We start from the raw sequence: 15,214 nt of genomic DNA, 5'->3' as shown, positions 1-15,214 counted from the left end.
ATTTGTCCTTTCTTGTCATTTCAAATTAATCTTCATTGTCCGTAATGGGTCGGTTTGACTCAGTGACGAACGGCAGCTATCGGGTATCGGAATTCAATGACGGCTTTCGGGTGATGAATCTGAATAGCTGGCAGTCGCAAGGCGACCCAAAACGGCCTGTCGCGCTTCTCCAAACCGGCCAGTCAGTCAAACCCAGATTCTGCAAACTGGAGGGCTACAAAGCAGCCGTTGGTGACCTCACACAATCGGCCACTTTCCTGCCACTGAATACCCCAAAAATTATGGAAATTGAATGCCTGTTATCTGCACAAAACCTGACACCGACTTTGTACCCTTAATAAAGAATTGTGTTTTATGCAATACACAAATTAATTCAATAAATTATAAGTTTTTAAGCTGGGGATGATTTTGGTAAGGAACGAGAAGTTTGAGAATAGTTATCCTAATTAAGGTTGTAAGCCCTAACCCCTTTAAACGCCATAATCGGACTTTCGATTTAGTTTTGTCTAACTTGTCATTTTTTAAAAACCTATCCGCAGACTTTTCAATACTTCTGCCACTTCGGGTTTTGCGGCCGATGTGGGTGGGAATATAGCGCAGATTGTGCGACGAATTTCCGGATCTGACAGATAACGAACTCGAATCTTATCTGCATTTTTGGTGATGGTGAATTCCGGCATTAGCGCAACACCGATTCCGGCGCGTACCATACTCAGTATCCACTCTTCGCTATTACTTCTATAGGCAGCATATAGATCGACCTGTTGACCCTGACAAATACTCCTAAGTGTTTCCCGTAACTCACAGTTCAGGCGATCCAGGTAAGGCTCGGTTTGTATGGTCGCTAAATCAATTTGTTGCAGTTGATTGAAACGGTGTTTGTCGTTGAAGACGACGACATAGCGTTCTTCGTACAGCTTTAAAGACTGGTAATGCCCTGCCGGTAAGGCTGTTGGTGCGCTGATAACTAAATCCAGGCCATCTTCATCAAGTTGATTCAATAGATTGCATTCACTGTCGACGACTAATTCCAGTTCTACATGTGGTCGTTCTTGCTGAAAGTCAGCGAAGAATGGACTTAAATGGTGTGCGGCAATTGTCGTCATCACTCCGATGCGAAGTGGCACAGTATTTAAGCGGCTGAAACGCACAGCCTCAGCTTTGACAGCTTGCGTCTTGCGCACTATTTCACGTATAGAAGGTTCGACCAAACGTCCTAAAGCCGTCAACCGACATCCGCTGCGGTCTCGGCTAAATAGCTCACCGCCAAGTTCTTCTTCCAATTTCTTAATTGCTTGGGTCAGCGAGGGTTGGGCCACATAGGTTGCTTGTGCAGCGCGAGTGAACGAACCTTTATCGCAGACGGCGAGAAAATAGCGAATTTGTTGCATTTCCACAGTTTGCCCCTTTTTTGAATAGGAAAAACCTATTGTTTCATAGAAAATTGGTATTTTACTATTTACCTAACTCATTATTTAATATAAACGTCCAATCAAATAAATATTCAATATTCCTATGAAAACTGCAAAATTAATCGTAATGTACCCTACGCCAACAGATTTAAAAACTTTTGAACGTCGTTATGCTGATGAGCATGTGCCGATGGCTGTCGAAAAGCTGGCCGGCAAAACACGATTTGTCGCCTCATTGATTCTTTCCAATGTAGACAAATCTGCAGCGCAGTTTCATCGAATTGCCGAGGTTTATTTTCCATCGCTCGCCGAATTACAGGCTTGTCTGAATTCACCAGGCGGTCAAGAAACAGCTCAGCATGCCGTTGAGATTTCTAGCGGTGGTGAGCCGTTGTTTCTGATCTCCGAGGTGGAAACCTTTGATTTCTAATCCGACCATCGGATTTAACATAATCACAGTGGAGGCAAATCAATGTCTAACTCAATCAACAAACTAAAAAAGGTGGCTTATAAGCGCATTAGGTGGCTGGGTCTGCTGCCTGCTGTCTTTTTGGTTGGATTAATGCCGACTATTGTCCAAGCGCATCGCGGGACGCCTGACGAGGCCGATGCTTGCGTTACGAGGGTTGGTTTTGAACGAGTCCATTTCACGGCCTATACCCCAACTCTGTCAGGGGATCGGGAATATTGCAGCATCATTCCCGAAATCGGCCCAACTAATTTGGTGTTCGACTACGAAGGTAAAAGTCTGCGCAATGTCAGCGTGGAATTCGAAATCACCAAAGAACCTGAAGGGCAAAGGGTTTTTTATCAGCAGCCGAAAAAAGTTAAAAACGGCACTTTCGATAGTTTGGTCGATTTTAGTCAGTATGGTGCTGGTAATTATTTGGCTCACATCGCTATTGTCGACAAGGATAAGCGTCTTGATACTCATATTCCGTTCTCTGTTGGCCTGGAATCGGTTCCGGGAAAAAGCTATATGCTGCAGATTGTGATGATCGGAAGCTTGTTGTTGCTGGCTTATATATTACTGAAGTTAGCGAATAAGGAAGCGATCAATCACTCACCTGAGACATGATCGAATGGTACAGGCGAGTCAAACGAACTTAGGGGAATATAACTATGAATATGACTCAATTAAAGGTTTATTTTTTAAGAATTAATTCTTGGCAGAAAGTGCTATTCGGGTTACCATTATTAGTAATGGTTGTCATGCTTTTGATGGATCATAGTGGCGACTCGGTACAATTGGGGCAAGCCGTGTATCGGCCTGAGATGCTGCAACGTCTTTGCAAAGCTGATCAACTCAGTGGAGACGCTGGAGAGACTTATGGCGAAGAAACCGAAAACGGCATCAAATACAATGTCCGCACACCAGCCAATTATGATGCATCCGTTGCCCACCCACTATTACTGGTATTTTCTCCGGCAGGATCGAATCGGGCTAAAACCGAAAAAACAACTGGATTCACTTTTCCTGCTACCCAAGCCGGTTTCATCGTGGCCTATGCGGATCATCCGGAATTGTCGCCCAGCACTACCGTAGAATTAGGCACCATTCCCAGCTTAATGGCTAAAAAGTGGTGTATTGATGAAAAACAAGTCTATGTTACCGGACATTCCGATGGAGGGACTTCGGCGATGGCATTAGCATTTATGACTGGCACACGACACATCCCACGTGCCATTGCGCCGAGCGCAGCAGGGGTTGCGTATGATGATTTACGCGACCGAAGATGCCCTGAACCCTTGCCGGTTATGGTTATGCACAGCAGCAAGGATCGCCTGTTTCCTGGTTATGGTCAGCAAGCGGTGGGTTGGTGGGCGGCTTGTAATAAATGTGATCCTATTCCGGATAAAATCGCAAATGGTTGCTTCTCTTATTCAGGGTGTGCCGGGGGCGTAAAAACGTTGTACTGTGAAGGTGATCAAATCCATTCACATTGGCCCGAGCGAAGTCAGGATATCATCGAGTTTTTTGTGTCAGCGACTCAAGTTAGCCCACGGGGGGCAAAGTGAAATTTGCTCTATATGAATCGCAGTGGGTGCAAAGGTATCCATTCAATTTTAAAGGTATTAGTTTATGGAAAAATATGAAGGAAGTTGCGCGTGTGGCACTATTAGATATTTTTTTGAAGGCGAACCTATTAATTCGGCATTCTGCTACTGCAAGGAATGTCAAGTGCATACTGGTTCGGATAAATGGTTCGTGTTATGGGTGCCAAAAGATAAATTCTCTTTCACAAAAGGTTCTCCTTCGTCGTTTACGCGGAAAGGTGATTCCGGGGAAAACGTCAATTATCAGTTTTGTGGGGCTTGCGGCACAACCTTGTGTGCTGAAATAACTGCAGGAGATTTTTATTCAGTCGCAGCCTCAACATTAGCTGGCAACAAAAACTTATCTCCCAAAATGGCAATTTATACTGCTTCAGCTCCAAACTGGGCAGTGTTTCCAGAAGGCGTACCCAAATTTGCTGCCTTGCCTCCTGATTTTAGTGCTTAAATGCCTAACAAGTCAGTCAAAAGGACGCGCCGCCCGTTGGCGGTTTTGGAGTTTCAGTTTGTGAATGGTGCAACGCGGTGATTCAACTAAAACCGTATACACAAACCTGTATTGAACAATGAGAGACCAAATGAGAATTTTTTTGGCAGCCGTAATTATTATTTCTTTCGCAGGTTCTGCATTAGCTCAGGAAAAAATCGATCGCATGCGCGCTGTTACCATGGAATCGTTTACGCCGGATACTGTGAAGTGGAATGACGAACGGCTACTCCCTAAAGGCGCCAAAAGTGTAGTTCTAGTTGGTGACCCAAACAAAGCAGGAGTTTTTATCGTTTGGCTGAAATTTCCGTCCAATTATCCGATTCCACCGCATATACACCCATTTACAGAAGAAATTACAGTCCTGCGCGGCAAATTAGGAAATGGTATAGGTGAAACATTCGACACAAATAAGGGCGAGATGCTTAAAGCAGGTTCCAGTTTTGTGCTACCCGCAGGTCACACCCATTATGTCTGGACAACTGATGAGGAAACAGTCATCGAGCTAATCGCCACTGGGCCATGGGGTATTACTTATACCAATCCTGCCGATGATCCACGCAAGAAGAAATAGCGCGTAGGTAGAGTGAACTTGCGAACCACAACAAAATTTAAATCAAGCGTAACCCGATGCTCCATAACGTTTCACCACTGAGCTTTGCGTTGAGCGGCATGATTAACCAATGCTTTAAAAGGGGGGCATTTATATGGGAGACTCAGTGAGCTCAAATCATAAAATCTGGGGTACGACCACTTCGAGGGATTATAAGCAAACTAGGATCGCAGGATGGATTGGTACTGGATTATTCGGCTCTCACAGATTTCCCGTGGTTAACCACAACCGATAGCGCGCATAAACAGCCTAAGATCACTACATATAGTGTCTACCACGGCAATTCTTGGAGAGCCGATTATTCATGGCGCTCAAGCGGGACGGTCGCTATCGCGCCCGCCCCTTAGCTTTACGTTGAGCGCTCAAATGACGACCAATGGGCATCCCAGCACCGAGCGATTGCAGCAACTCAATCGCATGTATCGCACGATAAGCCGTTGTAACCGCTACATGATCCGAGCTGAGGACGAGAAAACTCTCGCACAGGATTTCTGCTCGGTGATGGTGGAAGAAGGCGGCTATCGCATGGCCTGGGTGGGGTAAGCAGAAAGCGACGAGGCTCGAAGCATTCGCCCTATCGCTTACGCTGGACTCGAAAGTGGCTATCTCGAGAATCTGAATCTCACTTGGGCCGACACGGATCGCGGGAGCTGACCAGCCGCCCGCTGCATTCGCGAGCAGACCATTCAGGTGACGCGGGATATCGCCAATGATCCGCAGTTCGTGTTCTGGCGCGAAGAGGCCGCTAAGCGCGGCTACGCCTCGTCAATCGCATTGCCGCTAACGATCGGGGCGGGAACAATTGGCTTCCTCGGCATGTATTCGGAGCGCGGCGACGCGTTCGACGAGGAGGAAATCGGGCTACTCACGGAGGCCGCGGACGATCTGGCGTATGGCATTACCGCGCTACGCAAGCATCGCGAACACGATGCTCTGCAAGAGAGGCATCTCACCCAGATCGAGGCGCTGAATCGCCTTATGGACGCGACTGTGCAGGCCCTTGCAACTACGGTGGAAGTGCGGGACCCCTACACTGCCGGCCATCAGCGTCGTGTAGCGAAGCTGGCGGTGGCCATCGCCACGGAGATGAGGTTGCCGCCCGAGCGGATTGAAGGCTTGCAATTGGCGGCAGTGCTTCATGATATAGGCAAGATCCATGTGCCCGCGGAAATTCTCGCCAGCCCCCGCAAGCTCACCGCAGCCGAGTTCGAAATCATCAAGACGCACCCCACAGTCGGTTACGACATTCTCAAAGACATCGACTTTACGAACCCGGTGGCCCGGATCGTATTGCAGCACCACGAGAGGCTGGACGGTTCAGGGTACCCGGCCGGCTTGAAGCAGGAGCAGATCCTGCTCGAGGCGCGTATTCTTTGCGTGGCCGACGTGGTGGAGGCTATGGCGTCGCATCGCCCCTATCGGCCGGGCCTTGGTGTCCCCACAGCCTTACATGAGATCTCGGAGCACAAAGGGCAGATGTACGATTCCGACGTCGTAAGCGCTTGCGTAGGCCTATTCCAGAGCAAGCAGTTCGAACTGTAGGCTGCGACGACAGTCGAGACTCGCCGACGGCGCCCAAGCATCCGTTCAACCACGACGGGCCGAAAGTGGCCCGCGGCTTAACGGTACGTTGGTAGGTAAGAAGAAGGCGATGATCCAGCTCATCCACGTCGAAATTGCCGGCTTCATCTGTGCCACAGTTTTTGGAGTAATTTGGGCTCTTGACCCGACCGGGAATTGGGAGCCTTTGACTGCACTTTGCGGGCTCATTGAGGTCGGTACAGAATTTGCGAGCTTCGCCTAGTCTGCGCTACAAGTGATAAGGGCGGGCGGCCTAAAACGGCTGAACAACGGATTGTCCAGGCGATGGCGAACCTCTGCCAACCGATGAACCGTGAGTTGAGCGGCTCCTTTTCCGTTAGGTGCTTACCAGCTATTAACGGAACGATATCGCTGACTGTCTTTGGCCGGTGATGAGGCAGTGATAATGTCAATTTGCTAGCCGAATATCGGACAGCCGATTGGGTTACATGATGCCTTAATTATTAAAATGGGATAGCTACTCCGAGCGGCGGCTTTTGGCCGTTTGGTTGAGGTCGCAAACGGCGGCTTTGTAGGGTGCGCCGTGCTAAGGCGGCGTTATTCCAGTGGGTGAGAGGCCCACCCGGCTAGTGCTCCGGCCGGAAGCAACCGAAGCAGTCAGGGAGGTAACGAACTGGCTGAAGCCTTCGGTGAAACTGTCACGATATACGGTGACGGTGCGAGTGTGCAGGCCGTAATGCGAATGAACGCTGAGCAAGCCTCGAAAAAGCCAATGTGCAGGCTGACCCGACTCTACAATCGGGGAAAGCTGATACGCCTGGGGGAATTGAGCAAATGACGATCCCAGGTGCTGCACCGGGGTAGTGGCGACAGCATGTACACAAGGAATACGCGCGCAACACGGGAAGCCCTTTAGCGTGGCCCGCGATGGCCAACCGGATGCCCGTGAGGGACAGGCCGGGCGCTTTGGGGTGGCGGAGAGGTTCGTAGTACCGAGGAAGCCTGGTAATGCGGGTGGAGGGAAGGGACCTTAGTTCAAGATCAACGCAACAAGTGGAAAAGGACGGGAGATTGGGCAACCTATCAACTCCGATAAGAGTTCAGAAACTACAGATGGCGTTACACGCAAAAGCGAAGGCTGAAGCCAGTTATCGTTTCTACGCGCTGTACGACAAGGTATACCGAGAAGATATCTTGGCGCATGCCTATGCCCAGTGCCGCTCAAACAAGGGAGCACCCGGTGTGGATGGTCAGGATTTCGAGGATATTGCGGCGTATGGCGTTGACCGGTGGCTCGGCGAACTGGCGCTTGCGCTTAGAGAAGAGACCTATCGGCCGGAGCCGATCAGACGAGTGTTTATACCGAAAGCCAATGGTAAGCTCAGACCGTTGGGAATTTCAACGTTACGAGATCGGGTTTGTATGACCGCAGCGATGCTGGTACTGGAACCGATTTTCGAAGCGGATATTCCTGATGAACAGTATGCTTACCGTCCGGGTCGCAATGCCCAACAGGCGGTAATTGACGTGGAAGAGCGGCTGTTTCGAGGCCGACCGGACGTCGTTGATGCCGATCTGGCGGACTACTTTGGAAGCATTCCTCATGCCGAATTGTTAAAGTCGGTGGCGCGTCGTGTGGTTGATCGACGGCTGCTGAACTTGATCAAGCACTGGCTGGAATGCGCTGTCGTAGAATCCGACAAACAAGGTCGGAAGACACGGACGACCGAGGCCAAGGATAATCGCCGGGGCATTCCTCAGGGTTCACCCATTTCACCCTTACTGGCCAATATTTATATGCGCCGGTTTGTGTTGGCGTGGAAGAAACTGGGATTAGAGCAACGCCTGGGCAGTTGTATCGTGACCTATGCAGACGATCTGGTGATACTGTGCCGCCGCGGGAAAGCTGAACAAGCTTTACAGTGGTTGCGCGCAATCATGAGGCAGCTGAAGCTCACGGTTAACGAAGAGAAGACACGAATCAGTAAGTTTCCGGAAGACGAGTTTGATTTTCTGGGTTATACGTTTGGGCGGCTGTATTCGGCGCGTACTGGCAAGGCTAGATTAGGCCAGCGACCGTCGAAGAAGAGTATCCAACGGATGGTGAGTACCGTTCGTGAACTCACAGCGCGCCAAACGACATGGCAAGAAACCACACAGGTGGTTGCGAAATTGAATCGTTCATTACGCGGATGGGCGAACTACTTCAGTGTAGGAACCGTGACCAAAGCGTATCGGACGCTCGATAATTACACCGCAGTGCGGTTGCGCCGGTGGTTGCGACGTAAGTATAAAGTCAAGGGCCGACGAGGCGGGACCTATCCACTCCCGCATCTCTACGGCTATTTCGGACTTGTCCGCTTGACTGCGCTGGGACGTGACCAGCCGTGGGCGAAGGCGTGATGTCTTGTCCGAGAGCCCAGTGCCTGAGATAGGCTCGCTGGGTTCGATGAGGGGGATGTGGAAACGGGGCTATGGTTCGGCTATTGAGGCACCGCCAAACGAAAGAGGCGGAAACAGATATGCTAAACCCAACGCTACCGCGCCACATCTCTACTCTACCCTCCAGTTCCAGAATCTGGCTTCGGCCGACTGGCGGCTTTGGAGAAGCGCGAGTGGCAAAAATGGGTCGATAGCGTCGAACAGATCATTAAAAACAATTTCACCAAACCAGCGTCATTTTTTTAGTATCCGCCGTTTTTGAAGTAATTCGTCTCGCTGTTCTGCCCAAAAAATGCTGGCGTCATGCTCCGATATATTTCCATCTACTGTCAATTGGCAAAGCCCAATGAAATAGGCATTGAGTTTGATGATTCCTTCGTCTTTGGGGTATTGACTCAAGAGGTTTTTATGTTTTTGTCGAGCATCGTCATTGCAAAACTCATTGGGGAGTGGAGCGAAATCGATATTGTCACCGCCTCCAATCGCTGCTGTGGCGGATTCGGTCAGGATTATTAGCAAACAGAAAATTACCCTTTTCGTCACGGACTGCTCCTCGGATCAAATTGTCATTTCATTCTGCATTGAAACGATAGCAGCATAGTCTCTGTTAAAGCAAAATCTGTCATATCTTGAAAAGTGGCTCATGATTTTCTACTTCACTTTTGGCTCAATACATCGAATATCGTCGTGTCTAGGATTATTCACCCCAATCGTCGACCGGCGTTGTAACCATATTGGCGTAAGCTGAGTTTTCAAGTAAGTCATAGGCATCATCTGTATTGGAGGTTATGTTGAGCCAGTCGTGATAACACCCTGACGGCATGATCACTGGAATTCGCTCATGAATGGGCTGCATTAGCTCATTAGCGGCTGTGGTAATGATCGTGCAGGAATACAGCGTTTCGACTTCGTGTTGCCACTGTTCCCATAAACCGGCAAAGACGAATAGCTGATTGTCCTGATGATGAATATGGAAAGCCTGTTTTCCGGATTCCAACTTTTGCCACTCGTAAAATCCTTGTGTAACGATCAGGCAGCGCCGTTTTTGAAATGCGGCCCGGAAGGATGGTTTTTCGCGAATCGTTTCCGCGCGGGCGTTGATGAGATGGTGACTGTTTTTGGTATCTTTCGACCAGGACGGCACCAACCCCCAGAATAAATTGACCACTTTCAGTGATTTGTCTTCCAACTCGACAATACAAAGGATTTTTCGCGCCGGCGCGATGTTGTAACTGGGCTGGTATTTTAGCAGGCGTGAGAGTTGGAAATGCTCCGCAATCTCTTCAGGTGAGGCTGTTAGCTGAAATCGTCCGCACATGCTTTTCTAATCCACTCTGGTTTACTGCCAACCTTGTAACCATTGCCCTGTATCGGTCAGATCTCGCCAAGGCAGAATAAAGCTGCGGTGCGAATAGATCGCTTGCAACTCGATGTGTTCTAAAGGCGCATCCGGCAATTCGGGCTTGATCAGCTGGGTGACCAGAAAATGCTTTTCCATGTTTTTGGGCATTGTGGTAGTCAATTTGCTCAACAGCAATTTGTTCGGATTCAAGCGACTTTTAGTTGAATCAGGCATCGGAATGTCTCCTGCGGATGGCTTCATGGGGTGGCGTTGAACGTAAATGCACGACCTGAGTTTTCTTTAACGCCTTGACCAAGGTCATATAGGTATCGCGATCAAATGCCGGTCTGCCTTGCTCCAGCAGTTTTTGGACGTCTTCGTCACTGTGCGCCGTCCCGAGATAACACCAATGATCGATGACGTGCAAATCGTCTTCCTCGCGAATGCCGATGGCGCCGGGATAAGGCCAACTGGCCAGCTTAAGTTTGCTCATGGCGGTCAGTAAGCGCGTGGCGTGTTCCAAGCCGGATTCTTTGCCGACGCAGGCACCTCGGCAGCGTTTGAGTTGATGAGCAAAGCACGGTTTGCCGCTGCCAATCTTTTCAAGACCGAGCACACCCAGGCATAACTGATGTTGTTCGGCTAAATTGCGTAAGGCCTTCTGGGCATCGCGCTGATTGCTGTAGAGACCGTAGAGATTGTCCTGCGTGCCAAAATCCAGATCGTTGGCCCAGGTCAAACGCGGCAACAACTGGTCCTGCTTCTGATCCAATTGCCAGGCACACAGCGCATTTTTACGCCGCAGACGTTGGTTATGCACGGGTGTCATTTGTTTGATCAGCTTGGCTTCGGTCAATAATGCACCCAGTTCACCGCCGGTTTCAATCCAGTCGATACGCTTGGTTTGCTGCGACAAGCTCATTTCCTTGGCTTGGCGATGATCGGCAGCGAAGTGCGAAAGCACTCGCTGTCTGATGTTGACACTTTTGCCGATGTACAGCGGCAGTTCGTTTTCACCATAGAACAGATAGACGCCGGGGCCTTCTGGCAATTCATGAACGAGATTCGGATCCAGTTGTGACGGCAGACTGGATCGCTGCACCAGGTTTTTAACCGTGGCTTCGATGGCATCGGCAGCAAACTGCAGATGGGCATGTTGCCAGAATTGATGAATCAGTTGGGCATCCGCTAAAGCACGGTGGCGATCCTTGGCTGTCAGTTGATGGCGTTCGATCAGGCTATCGAGATTGTGCTGGTGATGCTGCGGATACAGTGCCCTCGATAGTTTTACCGTGCATAACACCTGCGGCTTAAACACCATGCCAACCCGTTTGAATTCATTTTTTAGGAACCCATAATCGAACCTGGCGTTATGGGCGATGAACAACCGGCCTTGCAATAAGGCATCCACGTCCTTGGCCACTTGTTCAAAGGTGGGTGCATTTTTGACCATGGCGTTGCTGATGCCGGTCATCTGTTCGATGAACAACGGAATGCGCATTTGCGGATGCACCAGTTGGCTCCATTCCCGCACGCCATCGTCATCCACCAGGACAATGCCGATCTCGGTAATACGGTCTTTGGTGGCAGAGCCGCCGGTGGTTTCCAGGTCGACAAAAGCTAAGGCTTGCATGGTGGAGTCCTAACGGTAACTGCGCATCTGGCCCACCAGTACGCCTTGAATGCTGACTTGCGACGGATGGAAACGCATGGCTTCCATGCTGGAGTTGGCGGGAATCAATAACACCTCATCCGCTGTCTGCTCGATGTACTTCAAGGTGGCCTCCTGGTTGTCGATCAGTGCGACCACAATTTCACCGTTCTGGGCGTGACTACGTTGTTCGATGACAACCCAATCGCCATCCAGTATGCCGGCTTCGATCATGGAATCCCCCTTAACTTTGAGCACATAGCACGATTGTTCGCTGCGAAGTTGATCAGGGACACTGATCCATTCGGTATGCTCAATCGCCTCGATCGGTTTGCCGGCGGCAATGCTGCCAACCAAGGGCAAAGCGTGGGGCAGCTGTTGGCCAGATTCACGCAATGCCAAGGCCTTCCCCGTTAATCGAACCCCTCGACGCTTGTGCCCCATGGCTTCGACAAAACCGGCATCGATCAATCCCCTTAGGGTCAAATGTAACGAGCCCCGCGACTTCAAGCCGAGTGCCTGACATAGTTCATTCAACGACGGCGGCCGTGGAAACTGTGTCTGGTTGTCCAGCAAGAAATCCAAAATAGCCTGTTGTTTTCGGGTTAAGGCGCTCATACGGCAAAAAATAAGGTTCAACACATTGAGAACAATCATAGAACGTTTGCGATTTCGATGGTAGTCTTATGTCATCAATAGTTTGTAATTCACCGTGATACCCATGACCGAATCATTGCCATTTTCGATCCTTAACCCCTCACAACCGTTACCCCTAATCCGTGACGGATTGGATTGGTTTCATCTTGCCAAGCCGGGAAAAAACCGACGACTGCCGCTGTTCATCAGCAAAGTGGCCGCGGGTTTTCCATCGCCGGCCGATGATTATGTGGAAAAGACCTTGGATTTGGAGGAATTACTGATTCAAAAGCCGGCGGCGACTTTTTTTGTGCGAGCCCAAGGTGATTCCATGTTGGGTGCCGGGATTCATCCCAATGACATTCTGGTTGTCGACCGCTCCAAGGAACCGATGCCCGATAAGATCGTGATCTGCGCGCTCAACGGAGAATTGACGGTCAAGCGTCTGATGGTTACTGACGGTCAATGGCGTTTGAAAGCCGAAAACCCCGCATATCCAGATATTCCCTTAACCGATGATCTGGAAACTGTATTCTGGGGGACGGTTACCAATGTCATCCATCCTGTCTGATCATGACGGAACAAGCACTCATCTGTCTTGTCGACTGTAACAATTTTTACGTGAGTTGCGAGCGGGTGTTCCGGCCGGACCTCAATGACAAACCGGTTATGGTGCTCAGCAATAACGACGGTTGTGTAGTGGCGCGTAGCCAGCAGGTTAAAGATTTAGGCATCAAAATGGGTGTGCCTTTATTTCAGGTCCAACATTTGGTCAATCAGCATCAAATCCAACTGTTTTCGTCGAACTATACCTTGTATGCGGACATGTCGGCGCGGGTGATGAGCTTGCTGGAAGAATTTACGCCGCGCATGGAAGTGTATTCCATTGATGAAGCGTTTTTGGATTTAACCGGCGTGTATCCTTGTTATCAAGATCCGATTGCCTATGGCCAACGTATCCGCAAGACGATTGCTCGGCAAACCGGCATTCCGGTGTGTGTGGGTATGGGACCGACCAAGACCCTGGCCAAGCTGGCCAACTTCGCCGCCAAGAAATGGAAGCAAACCGGCGGTGTCCTCGACCTTACCGACCCCGTCCGTCGGGAAAAGCTGATGAAAATCGTTCCGGTAGATGAAGTCTGGGGAATTGGCCGGCAAACCACAAAACGTCTTAATCAATTGGGCATTCAAACCGTCTGGGACCTGACCATACAGCCTCCTAAAACCATCCAGGCGCAATTCAACGTCGTGGTCGCCCGTACGGTGATGGAACTGAACGGTACGGCCTGTCTTGATCTGGAAGACGTGGCAGCGGACAAGCAACAAATCGTCTGTTCACGGTCGTTCAGTCGTAAGCTGACGGAGTTGGACGAGTTAAGTCGAGCCCTGTCGGAATACTGTACCCGAGCGGCGGAAAAGCTACGTCGGCAACAGTCAGTGACCGGTTGCGTCAGTGTGTTTATTCGCACCAATCCCTTTGCGGTTCAAGATCCCCAGTACCAGCGATCGGCAACCGTCAAGTTGGATGCCGCCACCCAGGATACCCGAACGATTATTCGCGTCGCACTGTCGAGTTTAACAGCCATCTACAAACCCGGCTTTGGCTATCAAAAATGCGGTGTCCAACTGAGTGCGATTCGGCCTGCAGCATCCCCCTCGCAGTTCGATCTCTTCGACTTGAGCTGCGAGGGTACGCCGCCCGATAACACCATACTCATGCAAACCCTGGACACCATCAATCGACGATTCCCCAAAGCGGTCACGATCGCGTCATCGGGCTTCGATAACAGTTGGAAACCCAAAGCCGAACGCATTTCACAACGCTATACTACCGATTGGCGAGAATTGGTCATCGTTCGCTAACTGCATGACTCAGCATATAAAGAACGTTTGCGGCTCCTCTGGTTCCAATTGCCTAGACATCGATTCACAATAGTGTTGGAAATTCCCCGTGAATTCGATGGCAGGAAGAAGATTGTTGTCAATCATGTGAGGAATATTGAGATCGATCAGAAGTTCGTTGATGTCTTCGAATTCTGTCTTAGCGTCATCGGTTCTCAAGAGCGGCCAAACGTAAACGGTTGACAGTGCTTTATCATCATCAAAAAAAGCCGCCCGTATTTCCGTGGGTATGCCATCGACGCCGTGTTTACTGAGCAGGACTTTTGACACGGGATAATCTTGGGCTTTCATAATTACCTTGTAGAAGATATCAAGCCCATTGAGTAAATGGATCCCGCGCGAGGCGGCAATACTGAGCGGATTGGGTTTTTCAACAGCCCAGACAGTGTGCCCGGTTTGTTCATCCATCTCGTCTTCAAAGGCTACTGACCATTCTTCGGCAAATCCGCCAAAGGCATCCGATTTGGGCTGTTCACAAAAAAGGGGGGTTAATGCCTGATCGCTAATCACCACACCCACCAGGAATCGCAAAATGAGGTCCGCCTCCGGACTCTCCGAGGGGTTCATAACAAAAGAACGGCGTGATTCCGATGTTGAAATTTCGCCTTCGGCTTGCTCGATCAATTGCTGGTTGATCTGGCGAATTTGGCTAGGTAACCAGTTGATGTCTTCAAGGGTGAATAATTCGTCATGAATGGCGAGAGCTTGTCCATCATTGATCAGCCCATGGCTTTGAAGCAATTGTCTAATGCGCTCGGGGTCTTCAATACGCTTAGGCAAAGCCTTTCCAAGGTGGGGCTCGATGACCATCGGAATGGCGAATACGATCGACTCTGCATTCGGCATAGACGGCAATCTCACCCGAATGCGTTCGGCGAGCGAAACAATGCGCTCATTTAATATCGAAAATACGTGCAAACCTTCCGATTGTCGTAAAGCGCTTACCAAAATATCGTCCTGGCCTTTTGCAATACAGGACTCGATCAACGCTCGAAAAAGTGAATCGAGCTCCGACGACGTTGGGTTCAGGGCGACTTTCTTAGCGGTTAAAGTAATGAATTCAACGAAAGGATCCGACGTAGCGGTGTCGTTAATAGAACGGGTTGACATGATAATGCTCCTGGGTTGTGTT

17 protein-coding genes and 1 pseudogene are annotated in these 15,214 nt (G+C 50.0%); 11 read left to right on the top strand and 7 right to left on the bottom strand.

What is annotated here, in order from left to right:
* The first annotated feature begins 62 nt into the window (after positions 1 to 62).
* The gene (locus tag QZJ86_RS19975) at positions 63 to 338 is read left to right on the top strand and encodes a hypothetical protein (RefSeq protein WP_301672273.1); all 276 of its coding nucleotides are present in this window, start codon (positions 63 to 65) and stop codon (positions 336 to 338) included.
* Positions 339 to 521: 183 nt separating this feature from the next.
* Here the strand turns inward: QZJ86_RS19975 and QZJ86_RS19970 are convergent, their stop codons facing one another.
* Positions 522 to 1,397 (bottom strand): LysR family transcriptional regulator, encoded by an 876-nt coding sequence (locus tag QZJ86_RS19970; RefSeq protein ID WP_301672272.1) that lies wholly within the window; start codon positions 1,395 to 1,397, stop codon positions 522 to 524.
* A gap of 118 nt (positions 1,398 to 1,515) precedes the next feature.
* On the opposite strand from QZJ86_RS19970, the gene QZJ86_RS19965 reads away from it, so the two are divergent.
* The 8 genes and pseudogenes from QZJ86_RS19965 to ltrA all read left to right on the top strand — a co-directional run bounded on the left by QZJ86_RS19965 (position 1,516) and on the right by ltrA (position 8,512).
* Positions 1,516 to 1,842 carry an EthD family reductase gene (locus QZJ86_RS19965; RefSeq protein ID WP_301672271.1) on the top strand — a complete coding sequence of 109 codons (327 nt, stop codon included), beginning with the start codon at positions 1,516 to 1,518 and terminating at the stop codon, positions 1,840 to 1,842.
* A 42-nt stretch (positions 1,843 to 1,884) separates the two neighbouring features.
* The gene (locus tag QZJ86_RS19960; RefSeq protein WP_301672270.1) at positions 1,885 to 2,490 is read left to right on the top strand and encodes a hypothetical protein; all 606 of its coding nucleotides are present in this window, start codon (positions 1,885 to 1,887) and stop codon (positions 2,488 to 2,490) included.
* Positions 2,491 to 2,534: 44 nt separating this feature from the next.
* Positions 2,535 to 3,431 (top strand): alpha/beta hydrolase family esterase, encoded by an 897-nt coding sequence (locus QZJ86_RS19955; RefSeq protein ID WP_301672269.1) that lies wholly within the window; start codon positions 2,535 to 2,537, stop codon positions 3,429 to 3,431.
* Positions 3,432 to 3,495: 64 nt separating this feature from the next.
* A complete protein-coding gene (locus QZJ86_RS19950) occupies positions 3,496 to 3,915 on the top strand; it encodes a GFA family protein (protein WP_196436534.1) in 420 nt (139 codons plus the stop codon).
* A gap of 130 nt (positions 3,916 to 4,045) precedes the next feature.
* Entirely contained in the window at positions 4,046 to 4,528 is a 483-nt protein-coding gene (locus tag QZJ86_RS19945) for a cupin domain-containing protein (RefSeq protein WP_301672268.1), read from the top strand.
* A 705-nt stretch (positions 4,529 to 5,233) separates the two neighbouring features.
* Positions 5,234 to 5,449, top strand: a pseudogene (locus tag QZJ86_RS19940) (GAF domain-containing protein); the annotation flags it as partial.
* A 96-nt stretch (positions 5,450 to 5,545) separates the two neighbouring features.
* A complete protein-coding gene (locus tag QZJ86_RS19935) occupies positions 5,546 to 6,109 on the top strand; it encodes an HD-GYP domain-containing protein (RefSeq protein ID WP_301939041.1) in 564 nt (187 codons plus the stop codon).
* 1,113 nt (positions 6,110 to 7,222) lie between these two features.
* Positions 7,223 to 8,512, top strand: coding sequence for a group II intron reverse transcriptase/maturase (gene ltrA / locus QZJ86_RS19930; RefSeq protein ID WP_301672267.1), 1,290 nt, complete (start codon positions 7,223 to 7,225; stop codon positions 8,510 to 8,512).
* 273 nt (positions 8,513 to 8,785) lie between these two features.
* Here ltrA and QZJ86_RS19925 read toward each other — a convergent pair whose 3' ends face one another.
* The 5 genes from QZJ86_RS19925 to lexA all read right to left on the bottom strand — a co-directional run bounded on the left by QZJ86_RS19925 (position 8,786) and on the right by lexA (position 12,162).
* Positions 8,786 to 9,094 (bottom strand): hypothetical protein, encoded by a 309-nt coding sequence (locus QZJ86_RS19925; protein ID WP_301672266.1) that lies wholly within the window; start codon positions 9,092 to 9,094, stop codon positions 8,786 to 8,788.
* 154 nt (positions 9,095 to 9,248) lie between these two features.
* Positions 9,249 to 9,869, bottom strand: coding sequence for an SOS response-associated peptidase (locus tag QZJ86_RS19920; RefSeq protein ID WP_320415831.1), 621 nt, complete (start codon positions 9,867 to 9,869; stop codon positions 9,249 to 9,251).
* Between the two features lie 21 nt (positions 9,870 to 9,890).
* Positions 9,891 to 10,127 (bottom strand): TIGR02450 family Trp-rich protein, encoded by a 237-nt coding sequence (locus QZJ86_RS19915; protein WP_301672265.1) that lies wholly within the window; start codon positions 10,125 to 10,127, stop codon positions 9,891 to 9,893.
* The gene (locus tag QZJ86_RS19910) at positions 10,120 to 11,526 is read right to left on the bottom strand and encodes a 3'-5' exonuclease family protein (RefSeq protein WP_301672264.1); all 1,407 of its coding nucleotides are present in this window, start codon (positions 11,524 to 11,526) and stop codon (positions 10,120 to 10,122) included. Before QZJ86_RS19910 ends, QZJ86_RS19915 begins: the two co-directional genes overlap by 8 nt.
* Positions 11,527 to 11,535: 9 nt before the next feature.
* Entirely contained in the window at positions 11,536 to 12,162 is a 627-nt protein-coding gene (gene lexA / locus QZJ86_RS19905) for a transcriptional repressor LexA (protein ID WP_301939039.1), read from the bottom strand.
* Between the two features lie 103 nt (positions 12,163 to 12,265).
* Between lexA and QZJ86_RS19900 the strand changes: the two genes are divergently transcribed.
* The gene (locus tag QZJ86_RS19900; RefSeq protein ID WP_407081627.1) at positions 12,266 to 12,751 is read left to right on the top strand and encodes a LexA family protein; all 486 of its coding nucleotides are present in this window, start codon (positions 12,266 to 12,268) and stop codon (positions 12,749 to 12,751) included.
* A 2-nt stretch (positions 12,752 to 12,753) separates the two neighbouring features.
* The gene (locus QZJ86_RS19895; RefSeq protein WP_301672263.1) at positions 12,754 to 14,043 is read left to right on the top strand and encodes a Y-family DNA polymerase; all 1,290 of its coding nucleotides are present in this window, start codon (positions 12,754 to 12,756) and stop codon (positions 14,041 to 14,043) included.
* A 9-nt stretch (positions 14,044 to 14,052) separates the two neighbouring features.
* On the opposite strand, the gene QZJ86_RS19890 is transcribed toward QZJ86_RS19895, so the two are convergent.
* A complete protein-coding gene (locus QZJ86_RS19890; protein ID WP_301672262.1) occupies positions 14,053 to 15,192 on the bottom strand; it encodes a ubiquitin-activating E1 family protein in 1,140 nt (379 codons plus the stop codon).
* Positions 15,193 to 15,214 lie beyond the last annotated feature (22 nt).

This window comes from Methylomonas montana (assembly GCF_030490285.1).
Taxonomy (GTDB): domain Bacteria; phylum Pseudomonadota; class Gammaproteobacteria; order Methylococcales; family Methylomonadaceae; genus Methylomonas; species Methylomonas montana.
This window is presented reverse-complemented; position numbering and strand designations above follow the sequence as displayed.

Excerpts from the sequence above, each read along its gene's own strand:
- QZJ86_RS19950 (WP_196436534.1), top strand. The coding sequence starts at position 3,496 with ATGGAAAAATATGAAGGAAGTTGCGCGTGTGGCACTATTAGATATTTT.
- ltrA (WP_301672267.1), top strand. The coding sequence starts at position 7,223 with ATGGCGTTACACGCAAAAGCGAAGGCTGAAGCCAGTTATCGTTTCTAC.
- QZJ86_RS19960 (WP_301672270.1), top strand. The coding sequence starts at position 1,885 with ATGTCTAACTCAATCAACAAACTAAAAAAGGTGGCTTATAAGCGCATT.
- lexA (WP_301939039.1), bottom strand. The coding sequence starts at position 12,162 with ATGAGCGCCTTAACCCGAAAACAACAGGCTATTTTGGATTTCTTGCTG.
- QZJ86_RS19955 (WP_301672269.1), top strand. The coding sequence starts at position 2,535 with ATGAATATGACTCAATTAAAGGTTTATTTTTTAAGAATTAATTCTTGG.
- QZJ86_RS19915 (WP_301672265.1), bottom strand. The coding sequence starts at position 10,127 with ATGCCTGATTCAACTAAAAGTCGCTTGAATCCGAACAAATTGCTGTTG.
- QZJ86_RS19935 (WP_301939041.1), top strand. The coding sequence starts at position 5,546 with ATGGACGCGACTGTGCAGGCCCTTGCAACTACGGTGGAAGTGCGGGAC.
- QZJ86_RS19920 (WP_320415831.1), bottom strand. The coding sequence starts at position 9,869 with ATGTGCGGACGATTTCAGCTAACAGCCTCACCTGAAGAGATTGCGGAG.
- QZJ86_RS19910 (WP_301672264.1), bottom strand. The coding sequence starts at position 11,526 with ATGCAAGCCTTAGCTTTTGTCGACCTGGAAACCACCGGCGGCTCTGCC.
- QZJ86_RS19890 (WP_301672262.1), bottom strand. The coding sequence starts at position 15,192 with ATGTCAACCCGTTCTATTAACGACACCGCTACGTCGGATCCTTTCGTT.
- QZJ86_RS19965 (WP_301672271.1), top strand. The coding sequence starts at position 1,516 with ATGAAAACTGCAAAATTAATCGTAATGTACCCTACGCCAACAGATTTA.
- QZJ86_RS19895 (WP_301672263.1), top strand. The coding sequence starts at position 12,754 with ATGACGGAACAAGCACTCATCTGTCTTGTCGACTGTAACAATTTTTAC.
- QZJ86_RS19900 (WP_407081627.1), top strand. The coding sequence starts at position 12,266 with ATGACCGAATCATTGCCATTTTCGATCCTTAACCCCTCACAACCGTTA.
- QZJ86_RS19945 (WP_301672268.1), top strand. The coding sequence starts at position 4,046 with ATGAGAATTTTTTTGGCAGCCGTAATTATTATTTCTTTCGCAGGTTCT.